Raw genomic sequence first — 24,136 nt, forward strand, 5'->3', positions numbered from 1 at the left:
GAGATCAGCTGGCTCCTCGACGTGAGCTGGAGGGACCGGGCCGGCTGGTCCCGTGAGGAGCAGCGTTCAGCCTCCAGCGTCTCTGCATGCCCATGACTCTGCTCGAGATGGTCCTGGACCCGCAGGCTGAGGCCGACGTTTGCGACATCTGCGGCCGGGCTCCCGTTCGGGCCTCCGGCCGGTCAGGGTGGCGACATCCCGGTGGTGGTAGGTCGTATCGGCGACAACCTCGATGTCTCGTTCGGGGAGGGCCCAGGGGTCGACCGGCCCCGGACCATCCCGAGCAGGAGCAGCGTGAACGTCTCTAACCCTCATACCCCTGGCGGGCGACGCGGTTGCGGATGCTGTCGAGCACCGCCTCCGCCGCCCACGCGGCGGCGTCGGCGATGTCACGCCCGCCCATGGCGAACTCGCGGCGAAACGTCACCCAGGTCCCGGCCGAGTCGAGGTGGGACAGCGCCACGATGACTGCCCTGCGCTGCGCCGCGTCGAGGGATGGCACCTCGGCATCCAGCAGCCGCTCGAGCTGCGCCCGGCCGGCGGCCGGCGCCGCGCCGCTCACGCCGCGCATTGCGGCCTCGGCGACGACGTGCGCGAGCTCCGGCCGCGCGTCGTACCGCCGCATCGCGTCGCCGATCGCGAGGGGGATGTCGAAGATCGAGTGCGACTGCTCGCGGGCGAACACTGTCGCGTCGATCCACGATGCGGTCGCCAGCAGCAGATCGACACGCGTGGGATAATTACGGAACACCGTGCGCTCGGCGATGCCGGCCCGCCGCGCAACGAGCCGAAACGACACGTCGTCGCTGCCGACCTCCTCGATCAGCTCGGCGTAGGCGGCGAGGACCGCCACTTGCGTGCCGCTCAGCGCCGGGACGGCCATCGACTCGGTCACAGCTCCGCCCACGTCGGGTCGGGCAGCCTCGCGAGCACGGTGCCCACGGCGCGGTCGAACGCGTCGCAAATCTCGTCGGCATCCAGGTCGAAGCCCGTGCGAAGTCGCGCCCAGAACATCGCCGAGGAGAAGTATCGCAGGGATGCCGCGACCCGCTGCCGATCCCGTCGGTTGAGCGTCGGCGCCGCCACATCGAGCATCGCCTTGATCGCACGCGTGATGTAGGCAGGCTCAGCGTCGAGCGTCGGCGAGATCGCGGACGCCCGTGCGCTGACGTACGCGTAGGCGGGTGACGCGTCGAAGGCGCGGAAGCGCTCGTGCACAGCGGCGCGGAAGTCGGCCAGGGTCACGAACGGCGGCAGCGGGAAGTGGGCCTGCTCAATCCAGTTCGAGAGAGCGGCAAGCAGGTGCGCGCGCGTGGGGTACTGGCGGTAGATCGTGCGCTCCGAGATGCCAACCTCGTCGGCGAGCGCACGATAGGAGATGTCGTCGAACGTGTGCTGGCGCAGCAGAACTGCGGCGCTCGCGAGGATTGCAGTCGCGGTGTCGACTGGCTCCTGCTTCATATTTCCCTGCCTCGCGTGGCCGCCCAGCGCGGGGGGCCGGTGTCTTCCGGCGGAAGCACATAGAGATCGGAACCGTCGAGCGTGAGCGCCAGCGACGAGACGTACTGAACCTCGCCGTTCGGTCCTCGCTGGGCTGATGCCAGCATATCCGGCCGCTCGAACGTATAGCCGGTGACGTGGCATCGGAGCCGCTCGCCCGAGGGGTTGCCGTTCTCGTCGAACAGGGGGGAGTCGATGCCGTCGGAGCGGCGGCGGAGGTAGTAGCGCCCCCGCGTGGCGAGGGCCGTGACCGGCGTAGCGACGAACGCGACGCCGATCGCGATGAGCACCGAGAACGGCTTGACGGCGGCACCGAGCAACCCGGCGAACGCGAGCAGCGACAGCGCCGAGGCGAGCCCCACCGACACGAGCCCCACCGGGTTCCAGTCGTACAGCATGCCGCGGCGGAATTCGGGAAAACGCGGCGAGATGCGCAGCACCCACTTGTTGATCGCGATATCGGTGGCGATCGTCACCAGCCACGCCATGACGACGTTCGCGTAAAGGCTCAACACGAAGGAGATGAACGTGTAGACGTCCAGCAGCATGAGCACGTACGAGCACACGAGGTTGAGCAGTACGAAGATCGTGCGACCCGGGTAGTGCTTCACCACCCGGGTGAACACGTTTGACCACGCGAGCGAGCCCGAATACGCGTTCGTCACGTTGATCTTCACCTGCGCGATCACGATGAGCCCGAGGGCGAGGATGATGGCGAGCCAGTCGGGGACAAGGGTCTGGTACATACCGACGAACTGCTTGACCGGTTCGGTCGCGCGGTGTCCGAGGGTGCTGTCCACCTTCACGAGGAGGTAGACAGCGAGAAACACCCCGATCACCTGCTTGGCGCCGCTGAAGATGACCCAGCCCGGACCGGAGAAGGCGAACCACGTCCACCACGAGCGGGCGTTCGACGGCGTACGCGGCGGCATGGCGCGGATGTAGTCGATCTGCTCGGCCAGCTGCGGGGCGAGGGCGAAACACACGGCCGCGCTCGAGGCAATGGCGCCGAAGCTGATCGAGCCGTCGGAGTTACCGGTGAATGAGGTGAAGGCGCGCACCGCCACGGCGTCGGAGACGAAAATCCAGAGCAGCGGCAGCAGAGCGAGGGCGAGCCACAGGGGCGTGGTCCAGAACTGCAGGCGCTCCAGCGCACGCATGCCGTAGATGACGATCGGGATCACGATCACCGTCGAGATGAGATAGCCGAGCCACAACGGCATCCCCGTCGCCACCTGCAGCCCCTGCGCCATGATGGCGCCCTCCAGGGCGAAGAAGATGCAGGTGAAGCCCGCGAAGATCACGGTCGTGAAGATCGAGCCGTAGTAGCCGAATCCCGAGCCACGGGCGACGAGGTCGAGGTCGAGGTTGTAGCGGGCGGCGTAGTAGGCGACGGGCACACCCACCAGGACGATGATGACCGACGCGAACAGGATGCCGAGCACGGCGTTCCCGGTGCCGTGGTCGATGCCGATGCTCGCGCCGATCGAGAAATCGGCGAGGAACGCGATGGACCCGAGAGCGGTCGCGCCGACGGAGGCTGCGCTCCAGCGCCGAAAGGTGCGCGGCACATAGCGGAAGGCATAGTCCTCGAGGCTGTCCTCCGCGGCCTCGCGCGCGTTGTCCATTCTCCTCACAACGGCCTCATCCCCAGACGCAGCTCACAGGGGAATCCTCCTGGTCCGGTGTTACGGCCGCATTGCGGACCCGGACGTCGGTGGTCTCGGCTCAGATCGCCATGGCGGCTCGCACGGTGGAGGTGGCAGCCGAGCCACCCTCGTCGGTCTGGGTGACGAAGCCCGAGGCGAGCACGACGTAGCGCTCGGCGGCCTCGAGGGCGAAGCCGATGTGCTGCTCGACGAGCAACACATGGATGCCCTCCTCGGCCAGCTGCTTGATGGTGTGCTCGATCTCGGCGACGATCGTGGGCTGGATGCCCTCGGTGGGCTCGTCGAGGATGAGCAGCTTCGGCTCGGTGATGAGGGCGCGGGCGATCGCGAGCTGCTGCCGCTGCCCGCCGGAGAGCAGGCCCGCCCTCCGGGCCGCGAACGTCTCCAGGGCGGGGAAGCGAGCCATCTGTGCATCGATGAGGGCCTTGCCGCGCCGGCGCCCGTCGGCGACGAGCTGCAGATTCTCGAGCGTCGTGAGCTGGCCGAACGCCTGCTGACCTTGCGGCACGTACGCCATACCGCGAGCGACGCGCTTGTTGGGGGGAAGCGAGGCGATGTCTTCGCCGTCGAACACCACGCGCCCCTTCGACGGCTTGATCAGCCCGATCGCGACACGCAGCAGCGTCGTCTTGCCGGCGCCGTTGTGGCCGAGCACGGCCACGACCTTCCCGGTCGGCACCGTCACGCCGTGCAGCACCCGCGTGCGCCCGTAGCCGGCCTCGATGTCGGTGAGCTCGAGCATGTCAGTCCTCCTCCTGTATCCCGGCTGCCCCGTCCGGCGAGCTGGCGAGCCGGACCGCCGGCACGTCGGGCACGACCGACATGGCAGCCGTGGTCGCGGCTCCCGCAGTGCCGAGGTAGACCTCCTGCACCTTGGAGTCAGCCTGCACCTCGGCCACCGTGCCGTGCGAGAGCACCTTGCCCTGGTGCAGCACCGTCACTCGCGTGGCGAAGCGGCGCATGAAGTCCATGTCGTGCTCGACCACGAGCACAACCCGCTTCGCCGCGACGCGCTGCAGAAGCTCGCCGGTCGCGGTGCGCTCGTCCTGGCTCATGCCGGCGACCGGCTCGTCGAGCAGCAGCACCCTCGCGTCCTGCACGAGAAGCATCGCGATCTCCAGCCACTGCTTCTGGCCGTGCGACAGAATGCCGGCCGGCGTGGCGAGTTCGTCGGCGAGCCCGGTCTCCTCCACCGCCTGCACGATCGAGGGGTCGACGCCCCGCCGGGTCCGCAGCAGCGAGGTCCAGGGGCGATGGCGTCCGGCGGCGATGTCGAGGTTCTGCAGCACCGAGAGCTCGTCGAAGACGCTCGCGGTCTGGAACGTGCGGCCGACCCCGAGCCGGACGATCTTGTGCACCGGCCGGCCGAGCAGTTCCTGCTGGCCGAGCCTCGCCGACCCGGTGGCCCGGGAGAGCCCCGTGATGGCGTCGATGCAGGTCGTCTTGCCGGCGCCGTTCGGGCCGATGAGGAACCGGACCTCGCCGGGGTGCGCGTCGAAGGAGACGCCGCCGACTGCGACGAAGCCCGCGAACTCGACGTGCAGGTCCGTGACGACGAGTGAAGCGTCGGTCATGACTTCGCCTCCTCGAGCTCCGGGGCGGCGGTCGCCGCGGCGGGCCGTTCGCCAGTGCTCCGGATCGCTGACGTCAACCTGGCGAGTGCCGACGAAAGTCCTTGCGGCAGGAAGAGAATGACGACGATGAACAGCAGGCCGATGATGTAGGTCCAGCCGTCGGGCCAGGTCGAGCCGAGGCTCGACTGTCCCCATCCGACCGCCATCGCGCCGAGCACGGGGCCGAAGAGCGAGGCGCGGCCGCCGAAGGCAACCCCCGCGATCATGAGAATCGATGCGGCGGCGCCGATCTCGGCCGGGGTGATGATGCCGACGATGGGCACGAACATCGCTCCGCCGATGCTGGCCATCAGCGCGGACCCGACGAAGGCGACGAGCTTGATGTTGGCCGGGTCGTAGCCGAGGAAGCGTACGCGCTCCTCGGCGTCCCGGGTGGCGACGAGGAGTTCACCGAAGCGGCTGCGATAGAGCTGCCACACCACGAGGAGACACACGACGAGCAGCGCGGCCGCGATGAGGTACACCATCTGCCGGTTCGCCGGGTCCCTGAGCACGAAACCGAAGAAGTACTTGAAGTCGCTGAGCCCGGTGTCGCCGCCGGTCTCGCGGATGGTGGAGCTGATCAGGGTGGCGAGCGCGACGGCGAGCGCCTGCGTCAGGATCGCGAGGTACGCGCCCTTGACGCGGCGCTTGAACAGCGCGTAGCCGAGGAGGCCGGCCACGATCACCGGGAGCACCACGATGGCCAGCAGGGTGAACGCCGCGCTGCGGAACGGCTCCCAGAACGCCGGGAGCGGCGCGAGTGGGTCATAGAGCACCATGAACCCCGGTACCCCGTCGCCGGCGGTCTCCAGCGTGAGGTGCATGGCCATCGAGTAGGCGCCGAGGGCGAAGAACACCCCCTGCCCCATCACGAGCATCCCGCCCCGGCCCCACGCCAGTCCGATGCCGACGGCGACGATCGCCCAGCAGCAGTACTTTCCGAGGTTGCTGAGCCAGTGATCGGTGAGCACGAGGGGAGCGACCCCGAGGAGCAGGACGGCGAACACCGCGATGCCGATGAGGGAGAGCCATGGCTTCAGCTTGGTCATACCAGGCTCCTGGATCGCACCGTGAACAAGCCCTGGGGCCGCAGTTGCAGGAAGACGATCACGAGGATGAAGGCGAGCACCTGCGCGAGGCTGCCGGTCGTCCAGTAGGCGAAGCACGAGAGCGCGACGCCGACCACCCACGCGGCGATGACGGTGCCCTTGAGCTGGCCGATGCCGCCGGCGACGACGACGAGAAAGGCCGGGATGATGTACTGCGTGCCCATCTGGGAGTTCGTACCTCCGATGAGCGAGGCGGCCACTCCGGCGACCCCGGCCAGACCCGACCCGACGAAGAAGGTCAGGCGGTCGACGGTGCGGGTGGGGATCCCCGCGGTCTCGGCGAGGTCCCGGTTCTGCACGGTCGCCCGGATGCGGCGGCCGAACGAGGTGTACTTGAGCCAAGCCGCCAGTGCGGCGACGCAGGCGATCGCGAGCAGGACGGTGAACAACTGCCGCATCGGCCAGTGGTAGCCGAGGATGTTCACCTGCCCGTCGAGCCAGTCGGGCGTCTTCACCGGGACGCCCTGGGCCGGGAAGAGCTGCAGTGCGGCCTGCCGCAGGATCAGGCTGACACCGACCGTGACGAGCAGGGTGTCGAGGGGCCTGCGGTACATCCATTGGATGAGGCTGGCCTCCAGCAGCAGGCCGAGCAGGCCGGCGACGATGAACGCGACCGGCAGCGCGACCGGGATCGACAGGTCGCCGGAACCGATGGCCTGCTGGACGAGGTAGGCGGTGAAGGCACCGATCATGAGGAACTCGCCGTGGGCCATATTGATCACGCCCATCTGGCCGAAGGTGAGCGAGAGGCCAAGCGCGGCGAGCAGGAGCAGCGCACCCTGTGCGCTGCCGTTCAGCAGCGGTGGGATTAGTGCGTCCACGTGCTCTTCCTCTCTGTGCGGGGGACGGAAAGGGGGTCCGGGCACGCGGGGTTGCCTGCCGCAGGCGACACGCAACCCCGCGTTCGGGTGGGTGTGGTGTGATCAGCCCGCGGAACTGACGAGCTGGTCGCGGACGGTCTCCGGGAACCAGTCGTAGTTCTTGAGGAACGGATCGGGCTCGATGAACTCGTCGGAGGACCAGACGATGTCGAACTGGTTCTGAGCGTTGATCTGGCCGATGTGGCCCGGTTTCGAGATGTGGTGGTTCTCGCCGTCGAGCGTGATCGTGCCCTCCGGTGCGTCGAAGGTGATGTCCTTCGTCTTGGCCGCGGCGTTCACCTTGTCGACGTCGAATGAGCCGGCCGCCTCAACGAGGGCCTTGTACAGGTACATCGAGTCGTACGCGGCTTCCATCGGGTCGGAGGTGACGCCGCTGCTGCCGGGGTATGCCTTCCAGTCCTTGATGAACTTCGGGTTGGTAGGGGTCTTGAGCGACTGGAAGTAGTTCCAGGACGCGTATTGTCCGGTGATCTCGTGGCCCATGGCCGGCGCCTCCTCCTCGGCGATCGACACCGAGATGATCGGCGTCGTCGCCGCCTTGAGGCCGGCGTCGTAGTAGGCCTTGACGAAGCCGACGTTCGACGAGCCGTTGATGGTGTTGAAAATGAAATCGGGCTTGGCCGCCACGATTTTCGCCACCTGGCTGGTCCAGTCATCCTGGTCGAGGGGCACGTACTCCTCGCCGACGATCTCGATGCCGAGCTCGGCCGCGTAGAGTTTGATGATCGCATTCGCGGTGCGCGGGAAGACGTAGTCGCTGCCGGCCAGGAACAGCCTCTTCACCCCCTTGGAGGCGAGGAAGTCCATCGCCGGGATGATCTGCTGGTTGGTGGTCGCACCGGTGTAATAGATGTTCGGCGAAGCCTCGAGGCCCTCGTACTGCACCGGATAGAAGAACAGGCCGTTGTTGGCCTCGACCACCGGCTTGACGGCCTTGCGGGAAGACGAGGTCCAGCCGCCGAAGATCGCGGCGACGCAGTCCTGGGTGAGCAACTTCTCGGTCTTCTCCGCGAAGGTGGGCCAGTCGGTGGCGCCGTCTTCCTGAACGTACTCGATCTGCTTTCCGAGAATGCCTCCGTCGGCGTTGATCTCGTCGGCGGCCATGTGCAGCACGTTGGAGACGGTCTTCTCAGAGATCGCCATGCCGCCGGTGAGGGAGTTGAGGAAGCCGAGCTTGACGGTGCTGCCGGAGGTGTCGACGCAGCTAGGTCCGGCCGACTCGCCGCCCGGCTCGACGTCGCCGGCGCGGGAGCCACAGCCGGCGAGCACGAGAGCGACGGTCGTCACGATGGCGCCCGTGACCACAAGCGTGCGCAGCCGGTTCCTGGTGGTGGACATATGTCGGAACTCCGTTCCTGGTAAGGAGCGTGACGCCGGGGTCGCGGCACAGCGGATGGTGCGGATGTGCATGTCCCGCGCCGAACCGCCGACGTCCCGAGCGCCCCGCCCGGTGTCGCCGTCAAGGTGCAGTCGGCTGCTGCAGGTGAGAGCAAGATTGATCAAGTGTCATTGCTCTGACATTTCCTGACCGTTCCAACTCTGTAACCACTGCCCGATTTGGGGCGCAGGCGCCTTTGATTCCGCAGATATCGTGGGGCTAGCGGTGTCAGAGTTCTGCCACCCTCCGATAGAGGGTGGCGACGATGGCACACTTCTGACATCTGGGAGGAGGACTCGAGCGTGAGCAACGGCAGGTCGTCCAGGGCACCGACGTCGAACCGGCCCGACCGGTGACGTCAGGGGGGAAGATCGGCGGCAGGCTCTCCCCGAAGGGCACAGCCTGGTGCAACCACCCACGGGTGGCTGCACCCTGACCACCGGACTGTGCACAGGCGACGGGCGGGTACGTGGCTACTGGCGGATTCCCTGGTCCCGTGGGACTCGCCGCACGAGGTCCAGGGACGGACCGTCCCGGTCAGCCAGTGTCGAAGATCCAGACGGCTCGACCCGGACTCACGGACGAAGGCGCAGGCGCTGAGACGGCCTCCTTGATCCGTTCGGCCTGGCTGCGGCAAGACGCTGCCTTAATCAGGGAAGACGACGGAGCATTTCGCGTCTCGTTCTTTCTGCCTACGGTCGGTGAGTGCAGAAATTCACTCTTGGCAATGTCGAAATCTCGCGAGTGATCGAATGGAGCGGAGCGCTCGGCACCGTCGATGTCCTGTTCCCGTCGGTACCCGGCGACCTGTGGCGCCAGCACGAATCCTGGCTGGAACCGGACTTCCTGAACGCGGCAACGGGTGAGTGGCAGACCAACGCCCAGACCTGGGTGCTGCGCAGCGCGGGTCGTACCGTTCTGATCGATACCGGCCTGGGTAGTGAGGAACCACGTGAGGCCGGGGTACTCGAAGAACGGGGCGGCGACTTCCTCGACCGGCTGGCGCAGGCCGGGGTGCGGGCGCAGGACGTCGACCTCGTCATCAACACCCATCTGCACAGCGACCACGTGGGGTGGAACACCCGGCTGGCCGACGGCGAGTGGGTTCCGACGTTCCCCAACGCGCAGTACCTGATCAGCCGTGCTGACTTCGATTTCTGGAACCCCGTCAACGGTCATACCCCGGCCTCGGTGTTCCAGTCGGCCGACGACATCAGGGCGGCGTTCAACCACCGCATCCTGCCCATCCATCAGGCCGGTCAGGCAGTGCTGTGGGAGGGCGACAGTCACCGCATCGACGAAGACCTGGTGCTGGAATTGGCTCCTGGGCACACGCCCGGATCGGCTGTGCTGCGGCTCGAATCCGGCACCGACCGGGCCCTGTTCGTCGGCGATCTCGTGCACACCCCCCTTCAGCTGATCGAACCCGATCACGAGATCTGCACGAGTGAGGACCAGGTCCGGGCAGCCCGGTCGCGACGTCGTGTCCTGGAGCAGGCGGCCGCGACGAACAGCCTGGTGGTGCCGGCTCACCTGGGTGGGGCGGGTGCCGCCGAGGTGACGCAGTCGGACGGGACGTTCTCGATCCGGGGATGGGCCGCGCTCGCGGACGCCTGATCGGATAGAGGAGGATCCTGCGATGGACGTGCTCAGCGACGCCATCGGTGCCATGCGGGCGGGCCGCCCATCGATGTCGCTGTCGGCGGCGGACCCCTCCGGGGAGATGAAGGTCGGAGTCCTGGAGGGTGCCCGGTTCTACGTGGTCACGGCGGGAAGCGTCCAGGTGACGAGATCCGGCGAACCGCCCGTGACCCTGGAACCGGGCGACGCCGTTCTGTTCCCGCACGGCGCTGCGCACGAACTGGTGAATGCCACCGACGAAAGGGCCCACTTCCTGTCCGGTGCCTACCGGCTCGATCAGGCGCGTCCGCACCCGCTGTTCCAGGATCTTCCCGATCTGGTCGTCCTGTTCGCGCGGGCGGGCCGCTTCCCGAGCCTTCGGGCCTCGATCGACCTGGCGCGCAGCGAACTCGACGAAGAGATGTACGGCCGGGATCTGGTGCTGCCGGCTCTGCTCGATGTGCTCCTCGTGCAGCTGATCCGCGCGTGCCTCAGCGAACGGGCGGGTCGGCAGGGCACCGGCTGGTGCGTCGCTCTCGACGACGAGGCGGTCTCACGATCACTACGGGCCGTTCACGAACGTCCCGCCGATCCTTGGACCGTGGAGTCGCTGGGAGCCCACGCGGGCCTGTCCCGCGCCGCCTTCGCCCGCAGGTTCACCACCATGGTCGGGCAGCCTCCACTCACCTATCTGACGTGGTGGCGGCTCACCACGGCGGCCCGCATGCTTCAGACGACCGATGCTCCGCTCTCCGTGGTCGCCCAGCGCAGCGGTTACGGATCTGCATACGCCTTCGCCAACGCCTTCAAACGTGAGTACGGGATCTCCGCCGGCCGGTACCGGCAGCAACACCGGGAAGGCCGCTCCGGGCGTGGGGGCCGACCCTCGGGTCGCTGATCGCGCTGATCGCGCTGATCGCGCTGATCGCGCTGATCGCGCTGATCGCGCTGATCGCGCTGATCGCGCTGATCGCGCTGATCGACGGGACGGTGGCCGGGCACGTGCCCGCTTGGCGCGTTTCTGGGGGTTGAGCGTCGATTGGGCAGAAAAGAGCGTTTTTTCGGATAGAAGATCAAGCTGACCCGAGCGGCGGCAACCTCGCACCCCTACGGTCTCGTGTCGGTACCCAGCGGCGTTGGCTCGGTACGGCAGTCACCTGGTAGGTCGGCGAGGGAGCACACATCGATGGCCGGAGAAGCATCTGACCGGACCGCTGGAGCTCCTGAAAATGCCGTCGTGGTGAAGCGGTTCAGTCGAGCCCGGCCGCTCCCGGCCGGCCCGTCCCACGCGCCCGGCACGACTGTGGACGTCACCCCGGCGCGCCCGGCCGCGATGCCCGTAGAGGCTGCTCCGACCGGGCCGGACGGGGGAACCGAGCCGCAGAAAGTCAGCGGTGTCGCTCCGGGGGCCGCAGCGGAACCATGGTCGGCAGGTCCGGAGCGGAGGGGCACCGACGGTCCGGCCGCTGTTGTGAGTGCCCCCCGGGTTGCGGCTGCCTCCGGGGCAGCCGATGTCGCGGCGTCGTCCGCCGGCCCGGCGACGTCGGCCGGGCCCGCCGCCTCCCGACGGTCGGGTCGGCTGGGGCTGGTTGCGGTCGGCACCGTCGCTGCCGTCCTGGCCACCGGGGTGATCGGGATGACGATCAGGCCCGGCGACGGCGATGGAGGCGGCCCCGGGGCAGGTGCCGCGCCGCTGGCGCTGGCGCCTGTGCTGATGAGCCCGACCCCGTCGGTCACCGTCTCGAAGACGCGAACTGCCGCCCCCACCAAAAAGCCTGAGCCGGAGAAGACACCGAAGAGCAACCGGGTCGCGCCCGCGCCCGTGGTCGTTCGGACCGAGACCACGTCGACCCCGGCCCGTACGCCGAAGAAGCGCCCGGTCGAGACCACGAAGGTTCCGAAGGCCACCAGAACCACGAAAAAGGTGGTCACCCAGGCCGTCGTCCCGAAGGTGGTCTCCGTCAGGGTGCCCGTCAGCGGTGGGATGACCGTGAAGGCGTACTTCGGCCGTCTGCAATCGGTCACGAGTTCGCTGGCCGGTTCCGTGACCTTCAACACCGCTGCCGCCTGGTACTCGGCCCACCCGAATCGCTGCGTGCTCACCGCGGTCTACTCGGATGTGTCCGGCTCGAGCGCCGCGGTGTACGCGCAGGGCCATGACGGTGCCTGGAGCGCCTCGGAGTCCGCTCCGGACCAGTCCGTCGCGACGGACGGGGGACGGCTGCATCACCAGCTCATCTCACCGCCGGCGTCCACTCCGGTCGGACAGAGCTGGTCACTCTCGTCCTTGATCGTGGTCGACGGGACCACGACCTACAGCGGCTCGTACACCTTGTCGCTGGCCAGTCAGGACGGGAGCGACCAGGTCTGGTCCTTCGCCGGTTCCAAGGTGTCGTGTGATCTCACATGATCGGTAGGCCGTGGGGCCGGGGCCCCAGACCCACATCCGAGCAGCCGACCTGGACCGACGTGGCCCCGTTGGGCGGTCTCCGGGTCGAACGATACGAGAACGTCCTGCTGGCGACGGACGGGGAGTCGTCGCCCTCCATCGCTACCCGCATCATCGAACTTCGCCAGGTGGCGGAGCATCTGGCCAGCAGTGATCAGACTCCGACCGTTCTGATCGTCACCCCGTCGGTCCTTGCGACGCGACTGCTGCTCGAGGATCTGGCGGGGCGACCCGAGGAATTCCCCCCGGCCGAAGTCGTCGCGGAGCTACGGATCATCGTCGAGACCGGAACGACGATCCAGGGCGAGCTCCGGGCCGCTGCACATCGACTGGCCGACGGCCGCGGCCTCCGGGTCGTCATTTCGCCCGGGCGACTGCTCCACGTCCCGGGCCGCACTCTCTTTCCTCTGGACGGTACCGGGCACACGACCTGGCAGCAGTTCGTTCCCGGCCATCCGCAGCCCATCTCGACGGGTCCGTGGTTCTTCACCGCGCGCTGGCGGTCGGCGCCGGCCCTGCTCCCGCCGGCCGGCCTGATCCCCGGACTGCGCGTTCTGCCGGTGCCTTCGGGGGTCGTGCTGGTTCCCGACGGAATCGACAGCCTGCCCGTGGATGACGTCGTGTACAGCGTGCCGGTTGATCCGCAGCATCCTCTGGTCGTGGTGCACTGGCTGCTCGGGCCCGGGATCGAGGCGGATCAGGTGGCTGGTTACCTGGCACTACTGCCGGCCGAACTTCGTCAGCAGTTGCGCCTGGCCCCCGCCGGACTGCCTCCGACCGGTCAGATCTGGCAGGAGATCGTCGATGTACTGGAGGAGGAGGTCGTCGCGCTGACCGGTCTTCCGCTGCTGTTCGACCAGGAACGTACCGTCAGCGTGGTGGCGCTCGGCAGCGACGGTCAGATCGAGGTGCGGTGGCAGCCGGTGGCGACCCATCTGCGCTGGTGTCCGGCTCTCGGAGAGTCCGGGCAACCGGCGAAAGTTGTTGCCAACCGCGGACTCGGTCGACTGAAAGAGCGGTTGGACGACGACGGGGTCACGGGTGAGGAGTCCGTCCAGATGGAACCGCTGGACGCGGATTGGGCTTTCGAGGCGGTTCCGGGAGGCGTGCTACTGCGCAGGGTCAACGGCGGATCCACCGGGCATCGACCGATGGATCCGGCCGGGCCGCTCCTCCTGGTGGATGGTCTGGGTGAGATGGAAGCTCTTGCGGATAAAGAATTCATGAGGCATCAGACTCTCCTTTGGGGAATCCTCCGTGAGGTGTGCGCGGCCGAACCGCGGACCGTCTTTCTGGAGAGCTCGACGGGTGGGTCGGTGCCGGCAGTTCACTGATGTCCCTCGGCTATGTGGCCAGACGGGCACAACTGCCTGAACCGGTCCTCTCCGGGGCGTCGCCGAATTCCCTCGGGTCTCTGAGATTGCCTTCTGTACAAGGATTTCCCACGATGTCTGGCCGATGGCCAGGTGTTGTTCGAGTCAGGTGCTTTTGTATTTACCTGGCAGTCATGTCTTTTCGGCTCGGCCAAAGATATTCTCGGTGGCAGCAGGTTTCCCGGTGTCGTTCACAGAGAGCCGGGTCGGGAAGTTCATCGTCACGAGAGGAGCACCATGAGTCAGGCACAGATCGATGTCAGCGGGATGCGCACGGCAGCAGGCAATGTGAATGACGTGGCCGGCCACGTCAAGGCCGAGGGCAACGGCGTCCAGGCGTCCGTCTCACAGCTGATGACGACCTGGACGGGCACCAGCGCCAGGACCTTCGATGGCGCGATGGGAGACTTCTATGGCGAGTGCAACAGCATCGTCCAAACCCTGGAAGCGCTTTCGAGCATCATCAAGGGTTCTGCCGACGCCTATCAGCAGACTCACGACTCGGCCACGGGCGAGGCCACGGCCTTTCTTTCACACATGAGTCTGCCCAAGGCTCCACCGCTGCTCCCCAACTTCTAGAACGGGACCGGTCGGTGTCACCGACCGGGGCAGGTCTCAGAATCAACCTGAAAGGATTTTTCTCATGGGAGATGTCACCTATGCGGTGAACTTCGCCTTGATGGAAGACGCGATCACCGATGCGAAGGTCCGGGCCGCGCGGGTCAAGGACCTCCTCGAGAGCATGGATGCTTCGACCCGAGCCAGTCTGGACAGCTGGACCGGTGACGCCCGGATCGCCTATCAGCAGGCCTATCAGGCCTGCATGGCGCAGGCTGAGGCCATGCCGGCGACGTTGGAGAACGCGCGCGCCACGCTGGTGTCGATCATGAACGGCTATCAGTCGGCCGAGGCATCGGTGGCCGGGGCGTTCGGCAAGTAGTTCCGCTCGGTCGTTCCGCTCGGCGGGGCCGCTGTGGTGGTCCCGCCGTTCCGGCGGTCAGCAATGTTCACGATTCTCCGGCGCGAGCTCTCGATCGAAATGGAGTGGTGATGGTTTACGAAGACACGATGTCCCTGCAGGAACGTAATGAACTGAAGCATGCCGCTAATCATGAGATCTGGGACAAGGAGAAGAATGCCTGGGTCCCGTACTACCCGAAGGGCGATAAGCATCTCAAGCCCGACGAAAATAGCGACGAATACAAAAAACTCCAGAACGAAAAGGTCGGCAATGAGCCGGCGAAGCTCGATTCAAAGAGTGATACCAATAGTATAGAAAAAGTCAAGGCGGACTATGAAGATTCTTACGTGAGTGGCAAGAAAACCTTCGGTTCGCCCGGGTCGGGAACTTCCGTCGATACCTCGGCGATCAAACAATTTGCCAGTCAGATGAAGGAGTACGTCACCATTCTGACGGCCGCCCACAAGGAACTCACCGACCAGAAGAAGGTTGCCGCCGGCGCGTTCCCGACGGCGGTGGCGCTCTCCACCAAGGTGGAGGAAACGAGAGAAGCTCTGCTGGCATCGCTGGTCGTCATGATCGGTGCATTCACCGATCTGTCGGCCAAGATGACCAAGATCGGCGAGGATTACAAAACTATTGAAGAAATGAACCAAAAAGCTGCCACCCAGTTCACCGAGCTCATGTCGACGTTGAACACATACGAGCCGCTCGTGAGTTCGGTCGACGGGAAATAGCGTTTCCCGGGAAGTCCGATTTCCGGTTCGGCTCCCGGGTGGCTCTCGTCTCGTTCAGCTGATTCCTATCTATTCCGTCTGGAGGATCGACACAACCCGTGAGTGACGAAGATACCCCCACCGGGGTGGAAAGTTCCGACAACGGCTGGATCGGTAACCCGAGCGAGATCTCCGCCGGTGACGACCATTTCGACTCGATGGAATGGAAAGCCATCGAGGCGGCCATCGCCGGTGGCTCCATGATGGTCACCGCTGACATGAGGACTCAGGCGGACGGTGTCTCGGACCCGCAGAGCCTGAAGACCGCGGCGGAGAACTTCCAGCGTACGGCCCTGAGGCTGAAGGAAGTCGCCGATAATCTGTCGATCTGGACCACTGCCTTGGCCGGCTCGGACGGCCCCTGGCAGGGAACCGCGGCCAAGAGTTTCAAGAAGTCCATGGACCAGTTGAGCCTCAGTGTCCGGGCGCACGCGAACCAGGTCTGGGGCAACAGCGCCGCCATCAATAACATGCCTTATCAGCTGTATAATCGCGGATTAGAGCTGGCCTGGGCCAAGAAGGCGGTCCAGGAGATCGACCGCTACTATGCCGGTTGGGCGCTCAAGCAAGGGCTCACCGCCATGGACAACGGTCTGGTGCCGATCTCGAAATTTCCGGCGGCCGTCGAGCAGATGAACCAGGACATGCGCGTGGTCGCCAAAAAGCTGTCCGCGGGCAACGTGGTGACGATCGACTCCTTCCAGGTCGTCAAGCTCATGGATTCACCGGATACCGGAGACACCACTGACCCGACCAGTGACGATCCCGACTATGACGTCAATGATGAACCGGGCAGCACCGATGACACCGTAGACCGCGATTACGGCGATTACGACAAGGAATCCGCGCCTGCCGACTATGGTGACGGCGAGGACTCGTCGACCGATAATACGTCTCCCACGTTCGACACGGCCGACGATTCGTCCGAGAGTGCCCCGGCCGGTTTCACGGACGACGGGATGTCTGATGGCACCCCCGCCAATTTCACGGGCGACGGCGTATCCGGTGACAACCCGATCAATGTTGAGCCCGGCGACCTGAGCGAAAATTCCGATGCGTCACCGGACACGTTCCCGACCGACGGGCTCTCGAACTCGGAACTTCCGGTCGCCGATTCCAGCGGTCTGACCGCGGACGACCCCTTCGGATCCGATCCGGGCACCTCCACACCGGCGCCCTTCACGCCCGGCACGCTACCGACGTACACCGGTAATACGGCGGACAAGGACAAGCCTTCCGGTTCCTCGTCCGGGCTGGAGGATCTGCTGCCCGCAAACGCCGATCTCGGCGATCCGAGCAGCGGAAGTGGATGGGATGCGGGTTCGGGGGCCGACTCCGGCGGTCTGGATGAGTCGGGTCTTTCCGCGGGCTCACCCGCCGGTCTGGACGTCGGTTCGCCGGACAGTATCGGTGGTGGCATCGGTGGTGACAGTGGTGGTGACAGTCAGGACACGGATGGACTCGCTCCCTCAGACCTCTCGACGGATGACGGGAACGGCGCGGGTCTGGGTTCGGGGATGCCGATGATGCCGGGGACCGGTGCGGGGGCGTCGGAGGGGGCCTCGACGGATCCGTCGGACGCTTCGGCTCTGCTGAGTGAGTCTCCTGATCCGTGGGCCGCGACGGATCCGGTGTCGGATCTTCAGGGGTCGGGTGGGTCGATGGATGCGGGGACCCCGGCGGACTGGTCGACGGATGCTGGTGCCGAAGACGCTGCGGGCGGTGGTTCCGGGCTGGTGTCCGACGACGGGTCGGGTTCGAGTCTGGGTTCCGGTCTGGGTTCGGGTCTGGGTTCGGGGATGCCGATGATGCCGGGGACCGGTGCCGGGGCGTCGGACGCGGCCTCGACGGATCCGTCGGACGCTTCGGCTCTGCTGAGTGAGTCTCCTGATCCGTGGGCCGCGACGGATCCGGTGTCGGATCTTCAGGGATCGGGTGGGCCGATCGACGCCGCGATACCGGCCGACTGGTCGGCCGGCGGCCAGGGCGCAACCGCGGAAGATGCTTCCTCTCCCGGGACGGGTGTGCACGAGACCTCGGGAGGTACGGGATCGAGCGTCCCGCAGATGCCGATGATGCCTCCGGGGGCTGCACCGGGCCAGCAGGAGAGCACGGATCCGTCCGATGCCTCGGCGCTGCTCTCCGCGGGGTCCGATCCCTGGGACGACACGTCAGACGTCGAGCAGACCGCTGACCCGACGACCGCTGTCGCAGCCGGGGTCTCGGCCGGTTGGGCGCCAGGGGCCGGCGTCCCGGGCCGAGGCTCGGACGATACGGCGAAGTCGTCTGACGCCTTCGCCCTGCTGGCGGAGAATCCGGACGATGTGTGGGCCGGTCTGGCACCGACAGATCCTGGTTCCGGTGAGGAGTCCACGGTTTCCGGTGAGGAGGCCACGGTCGGAGCTACCGCGACGGCAGCGGTCGCCACAGCAGGCCTGACCGGCTCGACCGGCTTGACCGGCCCGACCCGGCCGATCTCGTCCCCGCTGCGGACCGGGGTCACCGAATCGTCCGACAGCGATCGGTATCCCGTTCGGCAGCAGTCAACCGTGGACGAGGGCGTGCACGATCCTGCGGTCGCACCCCTCACCCCGTCGGGGGGCGACCGTCTCCAGGGCGGTGTTGCCGTCCCGACGGCGGGGGAGACTCAGCCGGACGACTGGTTCGACCTGCTGAGCGATCCCACGAACGAACCGGTGGTGGAGCCGTGGCCGGCGGCTGAACAGCCGTTCGATCCCGGTCGGGCGGAACTGGCGGCCGGGGCTGCGGCGGCCGCGTACGCCCTGGCCTCCCGCCCGGACGAGCGGGAGAAGGCCCCGCACTCGTCGGTCGAACTGGGTGACGAGCCCCTGTGGGTCTCCCAGGACGAAGATCAGGACCAGGACGACGACGCCTCGGATGTGGACTTCTCCCGTTGGGGAGCTACCGATCCCGGATTGATGTCAGCCTTCCTCCGGGGCGAGGGTGTCACCTGGGGGCTGGATCCTCAGGCCTGGGGAACAGAATCGAACCCTTCGGGCACCCCGGTGCCGGAGGCCGGTGGACCGGACGGGTCCGTTGCGGCGCCGGACGCGCCGGGCACGGCCGCCCCGACGTTTCAGATGGGCCGCTCGAAGGTCGGGGTGGTGCACATCGCCCCACCACGAGCACTGGGCTGCGGTGACGACGGTCCTCCGCCGGAGGACGAGGATGCGGATGACGCCGATTCCGCTCCGGGTCCGGGGGATGCCGACGGGAAGAAACAGCCCACGATCTCGGACCTGCTGAGCGGGAACGACAGTGACTGGGGCGTCGATCAGTTCGGTGGTGCGGGGCGATGAGCACCGAGGTCGTGCGGCGCAGGCCCCGTGAACCCGGTCCGGAGATGCTGGAGGGGGTCCTTCCCCTCCAGGAACCCCCGGTGCTGCCGGAACAGGCTCCGGCGGACATGAACTCGATGGTGACCATGCTGCCGATGGGTATCGGCGCGGTGCTGATGAGCATCTCGTTCTCCGGGGTGGCCGGCACCTCTCCCATGACGTACCTCCTCGGTGGCGGCATGGGGGTGTCGATGGCGGCGATGTCGATCGGCCAGATGCTCCGGGCCCCGGCCGAGCGGCGGCGCAAGCTGCATCTCGAACGCCGCGACTATCTGCGTTATATCGCCCAGACCAGGGCCCAGACCCGGCAGGCGGCCGATCGGCAACGCCAGGCCCTGCAGTGGAACAACCCCGATCCGCAGCTGTTGTGGAGCCACGCCTGCGGTGCGCGGTTGTGGGAACGACGGGCCAACCACGACGACTTCGCCGCCGTTCGGATCGGGGTGGGTCGCCGATCGGCGGCGCTGATCCTCGAGCCGCCCTCGACCAAGCCGATCGAGAGTCTCGAGCCGCTGTCGGCGATCTCGTTGCGCCGGTTCGTCGAGGCCTACCGCACGGTTCCCGATGTACCCATGGTCGTTCAGCTGCGCCATTACACGAGCATCGAACTGGCCGGTGACCTTCCGGAGGCGCTCGGTCTGGTGCGCGCGATCCTGGGCCAGCTCCTCACCTTTCACGGCCCCGACGATCTCAAGCTGGCCGTTCTCAGCGCCGAGGCTGAGCGGCCGGACTGGGACTGGGTGAAATGGGTTCCGCATAATGCACATCCGGATCGTCAGACCGAGACCGGGCCACAACGGCTCCTCTCCTGCGACTACGGTGAGATGATCGATCTGCTCGGGGCCGAGGTACTGGATCGTCCCGACCACGATCCGGAGGCCGGCCCCCACCAGAACGAGCCGTTCATCGTGCTGGTGACCGACCGGGCCCAGGTGCCGGAGACCTCACGCCTGTACGGCGAGGGTATCCGCAACGTCCTGATGATCGACGTGACCGGCCGGCTTCCGGGCGGGCCGAAGGTGCTGCGCCTGACCGTGACCGGTGACCAGGTGGAGTACGGCGACCCGGCCTCCCCGCAGGTGGCCCGGGCCGACGGCCTGACGGCCCCCGCGGTGGAGGAGCTGGCCCGGGTACTGGCTCCACAACGCGTCAGCGGGGTGGTCGACCTGGTCGATCAGCCGCTGGAGCAGGATTTCGGGCTGACCACGCTGCTGGGCATTCCCGATGCGCGCCGGTTCGACGTCGGTGCCCAGTGGCGTCCTCGGACGCCGCAGCGCGCCCGCCTCAGCGTCCCGATCGGGGTGACCGAGGGGGGTGAGGTTGTCGAGCTGGACCTGAAGGAGTCGGCTCAGGGAGGTATGGGACCGCACGGTCTGCTGATCGGGGCCACCGGTTCGGGCAAGAGTGAACTGCTCCGCACACTCGTGCTCGGTCTGGCCGCCACCCACTCCTCCGAGATCCTCAACCTCGTCCTGGTCGACTTCAAGGGCGGCGCGACCTTCATCGGCATGGACGCGCTTCCGCACACCTCAGCGGTCATCACGAACCTGGCGGACGAGCTGCCGCTGGTCGACCGGATGCAGGACTCCCTGAACGGGGAACTCAACCGGCGACAGGAGCTGCTGCGCAGTAGTGGTCACCCCTCCCTGTTCGACTACGAGAAGGCCCGCCTGGCGGGCAAGCAGCTGGCGCCCCTGCCGACGTTGCTGGTCGTGGTGGACGAGTTCAGTGAACTGCTCGCCAGTAAGCCCGAGTTCATGGACCTGTTCGTCTCGATCGGCAGGGTCGGCCGCAGCCTCGGCGTTCACCTGCTGCTGGCTTCCCAGCGCCTGGACGAGGGCCGGATCAACCGGGTCGAGGGGCACCTGTCGTACCGCATCGCCCTGCGGACGTTCTCGTCGATGGAGTCGAGGTCGGTGATCGGAGCCTCCGGCGCCTACGAACTGCCGAATGAACCCGGGCACGGCTATCTCAAGATGGACACGACGACCCTGGTCCGGTTCAAGGCGGCCTATGTCTCGGGTCCGGCCCCGGAGAACCTGGCGGTGCGGGACGAGGTGAACGCATCGGCTCCGGTGGCCGAGGTGCAGCCGTATTACACGTTCGACCGGCCCGACCTGAATCGTCCTTCGTTGCTGGACATCCGCACGGAACCGGATGCCGGCGTCCTGATGGACGCGACCCACCCGACGGACGCCACGGACGCCACGGACGCCACGGACGCGGAGCCGGTGAAGGCCGGGGAAGGCAGCGAAGCGACGTTGGCCGAGGTATTCATCCACCGGCTGCGCGGGGCCGGACCGGCCGCCCGGCAGGTTTGGCTGCCGCCGATGACGACGCCGGTTCCACTGGATGCCCTGCTGCCCGGCGTCCTTCCCGATCCGGTGCGGGGTATGAGCATTCCCGACCGGGCTCTGCACGGGCGGCTGAGGGTTCCGCTGGGACTGGTCGACCGTCCGTACGACCAGTCCAGAGATCTGCTGACCGCCGATCTGTCGGCCGGCGCCGGACACGTGGCCGTCGTCGGGGCGCCTCAGATGGGCAAGTCGACTCTCCTGCGCACCCTCCTGATTGCACTGGCCCTGACGCACACCCCGGACGAGGTGCAGTTCTACGGTATGGATTTCGGAGGCGGTGGCCTCACCTCGATCAGCATGCTGCCGCACGTCGGCTCAGTGGCCGGGCGCCGCGAACGCGACCGGGTGGTCCGGACGGTGGAGGAACTGCTCCAGCTGATGGAGCGCCGCGAGACGCTCTTCACCGAGCGGGGTGTCGACTCCATGTCGACGTACCGGAAGATGCGCGCGGCCGGTGAGATGGATGATGTCTACGGTGACGTCTTCCTGGTCATCGACGGCTGGTACACGATCAAGAACGACTATCCCGACCTGGAGACCAGGATCGGTGAGCTGGCCTCGCGTGGATTGTCTTTCGGGATCCACGTGGTAATCGCAGCCACTCGCTGGTCGGAGATCCGCCCCTGGCTGCGAGATCTCATCACGACGCGGTTCGAACTGCGGCTCGGCGACTCGATGGAGTCGGAGGTGGGTTCGCGCAAGGCGGCCCGGGTGCCGAACCGGGCGGGGCACGGTATCACCGCGAAGGCCTTGCCCTTCCTCGCCGCCCTGCCGAGGCTGGACGGTGAGGCGCGGACCGCCGAGCTGGCCTCGGCCACCCGGTCGGTGGCCGAGGAGATCGCCCTGTTCTGGCCCGGGAGCAGGGCACCGCAGGTACGTCTCCTGCCGAGCACGCTACCCATGCACGAGCTGCCTCCGAGATCAGGCACCGGGCAGCGGTACGCCCTCGGGCTGGACGAGCAGCGTCTGGCTCCGGTCTGGCACGATTTCGACACCACCGGACATCTGATGATCTTCGGCGATGACGAGACCGGGAAGACGAACCTGCTGCGGATGATCCTGCGGTCGATCGTGGCGGGCAATCCCGCCGCCGACGTACGGTTCATTCTCGGAGACCCCAGTCGTCAGCTCGATCAGGAGGTTCCGGAGAACCTGCGGTCGGGGTACGTGGTGGATGAATCCGCCCTGCGGAGCCTGACCCAGCAGGTTCTCGGGACGCTCAGCGCCCGGGTGCCCGATCAGGCGATCACCGCCGATCGGCTGGCTCGCCGCGACTGGTGGACAGGGCCGCAGCTGTACATCGTGCTGGACGACTACCAGCTGATGTCCGGCTCCGGAGGGTCGCCGTTGGAGGCGCTCCTCCCGTTGATGCCGCAGGGCGCGCACATCGGACTGCACATCATCGTGGCCCGCAGCACCTCCGGCGCCATGCGGGCGATGATGGATTCGACCCTGCGGCGCCTGTGGGAACTCGGCACCCCCGGTGTGGTCTTCGGGTATCCGAAGGAAGAGGGCAAGTTCCTCGGTGAGGCAGTGCCCCGAAAACTGCCCCCGGGCCGGGCCCAGCTGGTCACCCGTCGCGGTGTTCGCCTGATCCAGACGGGATTCGTGCCGCCTCAGGAGCGCGAACCCGAATCAGAACTGAAAATGACGGGAATGGGACTGTGAGCACCGATCACCTCTGCCGGGTGACGATTGTCGGTCCAGATCGGCAGGTCGATCTGGCGGTTCCGCTGGCGCTACCTCTGGGAGGGCTGCTGCCGTCGCTGGTGCAGCACGTCACCTCTCCTGATGCACGGGATGCACGGGATGCACGGGCCGCTGACGAGGGATGGATACTCCAGCGGCTGGGGGAGAGCCCGATGTCGGTGGGTGACACTCCCGAAGAACTGAACTGGCGCGAGGGCGATCGGCTGTACCTGCGCCGGGCCGACGAGGTACTGCCGTCCATGGTCTTCGACGATCTCGCGGACGGTATGGCCACGGTTGTCGGTACCTCACCCGGGCGCTGGCAGGCGGAGTACAACGCGCCGCTGTTCCAGGCGGTCGCGGTCGTGTTGATCGGTCTGCTGGGCCGGCTCCTGCTGGACGACCGGATGGAAGGAACGACACCGTTCCTCGCGCCGATAGCGGCGGTACTGCTGCTGTCGGTCTCCGTCGCCCTGATTCAACGACCGGCTCCGGGGCCGGTGATCATCGCGACGACTGCCTCGGGCCTGGCTGCCGCGATCGCGGCCGGAACGGCGGTGGCCGGTACGACGCACGGTATAGCCGAACTGACCTCGTTCCAGGCCGGTCCATGGATGGCCGGTGGTGCGGCGCTGAGTGTCGTCGGCGCGGTGCTCACTTTCGCCCATCGTCGTGTCGATTCGCGAAATCCCCTGTTCCCCGCGCTGGCTCAGATTCTCGTGGGTCTGGTGCTTCTGCTGGCGGTGTCGGCCGACCAGTTCTGGTTCATGACGGCCGTCCAGGCCGCCGGAACGGTTGCGGTGTTCACAGCCCTGACCCTGGCGTATGCGGCTCGCATCGCCATCCGCCTGTCGGGGGTCCGGGTTCCGCAACTGCCCAGGAAAGCGGCCGAGCTGCAGTACGACATCACCCCGATGAGTTCGCCGGAGATGATCCGGCGTACGTTCGTCGCCGATCAGACGTTGATCGCCGGCTTCGTCGCGGCCGCTCTGCTTCTGGCCGGTTCGGTCCCGGTACTGATTTCCGGGGGTGACGGATTTGCCTACGCTCTCGGTGCTCTCGTGGTGCTGGCGATGTTCGTGCGGGCCGGGGCCACCCGTGGCGTCTGGGCCCGGCTGGCCCTGGTCGCCGGTGGCATGTGGGCGTCCGCGGCATTGGTGCTGTGGCTTCCCGGCCGGATCGGCGACAGTTGGCTGGTGGTGGTCGTCGTGGCCCTGATGGTCGTCACGGTGCCGGTCGGGGCGGCCGTCCTGCGCCCGGCCGGTCGCCGGATGACGCCGATCTGGGGATATCTCCATCAGTGGCTGGAACTGCTCACCGCCCTGGCGACGATTCCGCTGCTGGCGCAGCTATTTGACCTGTACGGCTGGGCCTCAGGTCTTTCCGGGTGAGATGAGA

18 protein-coding genes are annotated in these 24,136 nt (G+C 67.0%); 10 read left to right on the forward strand and 8 right to left on the reverse strand.

Annotated features, from left to right (window positions below; translation table 11 throughout):
- Window positions 1–304 precede the first annotated feature (304 nt).
- The 8 genes from QSK05_RS23905 to urtA form a co-directional block, all read right to left on the reverse strand.
- Window positions 305–895: a TetR/AcrR family transcriptional regulator gene (locus tag QSK05_RS23905; protein ID WP_285599536.1), complete on the reverse strand. Its 591-nt coding sequence runs from the start codon at window positions 893–895 to the stop codon at window positions 305–307.
- On the reverse strand, window positions 892–1,461 hold the full coding sequence (locus QSK05_RS23910) for a TetR/AcrR family transcriptional regulator (protein WP_285599537.1): 570 nt from the start codon (window positions 1,459–1,461) through the stop codon (window positions 892–894). The genes QSK05_RS23905 and QSK05_RS23910 overlap by 4 nt, the downstream gene beginning before the upstream one ends.
- On the reverse strand, window positions 1,458–3,128 hold the full coding sequence (locus QSK05_RS23915) for a purine-cytosine permease family protein (protein WP_285599538.1): 1,671 nt from the start codon (window positions 3,126–3,128) through the stop codon (window positions 1,458–1,460). Before QSK05_RS23915 ends, QSK05_RS23910 begins: the two co-directional genes overlap by 4 nt.
- 100 nt (window positions 3,129–3,228) lie before the next feature.
- On the reverse strand, window positions 3,229–3,912 hold the full coding sequence (locus QSK05_RS23920; protein ID WP_285599539.1) for an ATP-binding cassette domain-containing protein: 684 nt from the start codon (window positions 3,910–3,912) through the stop codon (window positions 3,229–3,231).
- A gap of 1 nt (window position 3,913) precedes the next feature.
- Window positions 3,914–4,744: an urea ABC transporter ATP-binding protein UrtD gene (gene urtD / locus QSK05_RS23925; RefSeq protein ID WP_285599540.1), complete on the reverse strand. Its 831-nt coding sequence runs from the start codon at window positions 4,742–4,744 to the stop codon at window positions 3,914–3,916.
- The gene (urtC, locus tag QSK05_RS23930; RefSeq protein WP_285599541.1) at window positions 4,741–5,835 is read right to left on the reverse strand and encodes an urea ABC transporter permease subunit UrtC; all 1,095 of its coding nucleotides are present in this window, start codon (window positions 5,833–5,835) and stop codon (window positions 4,741–4,743) included. The genes urtD and urtC overlap by 4 nt, the downstream gene beginning before the upstream one ends.
- Window positions 5,832–6,716: an urea ABC transporter permease subunit UrtB gene (urtB, locus tag QSK05_RS23935; protein WP_285599542.1), complete on the reverse strand. Its 885-nt coding sequence runs from the start codon at window positions 6,714–6,716 to the stop codon at window positions 5,832–5,834. Before urtB ends, urtC begins: the two co-directional genes overlap by 4 nt.
- Before the next feature lie 102 nt (window positions 6,717–6,818).
- Window positions 6,819–8,114, reverse strand: a complete 1,296-nt coding sequence (urtA, locus tag QSK05_RS23940) for an urea ABC transporter substrate-binding protein (RefSeq protein WP_285599543.1) — start codon at window positions 8,112–8,114, stop codon at window positions 6,819–6,821.
- 784 nt (window positions 8,115–8,898) lie between these two features.
- Between urtA and QSK05_RS23945 the strand changes: the two genes are divergently transcribed.
- The 10 genes from QSK05_RS23945 to eccD all read left to right on the forward strand — a co-directional run bounded on the left by QSK05_RS23945 (window position 8,899) and on the right by eccD (window position 24,129).
- Window positions 8,899–9,771, forward strand: coding sequence for an MBL fold metallo-hydrolase (locus tag QSK05_RS23945; RefSeq protein WP_285599544.1), 873 nt, complete (start codon window positions 8,899–8,901; stop codon window positions 9,769–9,771).
- A gap of 22 nt (window positions 9,772–9,793) precedes the next feature.
- The gene (locus QSK05_RS23950) at window positions 9,794–10,672 is read left to right on the forward strand and encodes an AraC family transcriptional regulator (protein WP_285599545.1); all 879 of its coding nucleotides are present in this window, start codon (window positions 9,794–9,796) and stop codon (window positions 10,670–10,672) included.
- A 573-nt stretch (window positions 10,673–11,245) separates the two neighbouring features.
- Window positions 11,246–12,184, forward strand: a complete 939-nt coding sequence (locus tag QSK05_RS23955; RefSeq protein ID WP_285599546.1) for a hypothetical protein — start codon at window positions 11,246–11,248, stop codon at window positions 12,182–12,184.
- Window positions 12,181–13,557 carry a hypothetical protein gene (locus QSK05_RS23960; protein WP_285599547.1) on the forward strand — a complete coding sequence of 459 codons (1,377 nt, stop codon included), beginning with the start codon at window positions 12,181–12,183 and terminating at the stop codon, window positions 13,555–13,557. Before QSK05_RS23955 ends, QSK05_RS23960 begins: the two co-directional genes overlap by 4 nt.
- A 276-nt stretch (window positions 13,558–13,833) precedes the next feature.
- Window positions 13,834–14,175 (forward strand): WXG100 family type VII secretion target, encoded by a 342-nt coding sequence (locus QSK05_RS23965; RefSeq protein ID WP_285599548.1) that lies wholly within the window; start codon window positions 13,834–13,836, stop codon window positions 14,173–14,175.
- Window positions 14,176–14,239: 64 nt separating this feature from the next.
- Window positions 14,240–14,536 carry a WXG100 family type VII secretion target gene (locus QSK05_RS23970; RefSeq protein WP_285599549.1) on the forward strand — a complete coding sequence of 99 codons (297 nt, stop codon included), beginning with the start codon at window positions 14,240–14,242 and terminating at the stop codon, window positions 14,534–14,536.
- 128 nt (window positions 14,537–14,664) lie between these two features.
- Window positions 14,665–15,294, forward strand: coding sequence for a hypothetical protein (locus tag QSK05_RS23975; RefSeq protein ID WP_285599550.1), 630 nt, complete (start codon window positions 14,665–14,667; stop codon window positions 15,292–15,294).
- Window positions 15,295–15,392: 98 nt separating this feature from the next.
- Window positions 15,393–18,653, forward strand: a complete 3,261-nt coding sequence (locus tag QSK05_RS23980) for a hypothetical protein (protein WP_285599551.1) — start codon at window positions 15,393–15,395, stop codon at window positions 18,651–18,653.
- Window positions 18,617–22,717: a type VII secretion protein EccCa gene (eccCa, locus tag QSK05_RS23985; RefSeq protein WP_502879821.1), complete on the forward strand. Its 4,101-nt coding sequence runs from the start codon at window positions 18,617–18,619 to the stop codon at window positions 22,715–22,717. Before QSK05_RS23980 ends, eccCa begins: the two co-directional genes overlap by 37 nt.
- Window positions 22,714–24,129, forward strand: coding sequence for a type VII secretion integral membrane protein EccD (gene eccD, locus QSK05_RS23990; RefSeq protein WP_285599554.1), 1,416 nt, complete (start codon window positions 22,714–22,716; stop codon window positions 24,127–24,129). The genes eccCa and eccD overlap by 4 nt, the downstream gene beginning before the upstream one ends.
- Window positions 24,130–24,136 lie beyond the last annotated feature (7 nt).

The sequence above is a fragment of the Kineosporia sp. NBRC 101731 genome, assembly GCF_030269305.1.
Lineage (GTDB): Bacteria > Actinomycetota > Actinomycetes > Actinomycetales > Kineosporiaceae > Kineosporia.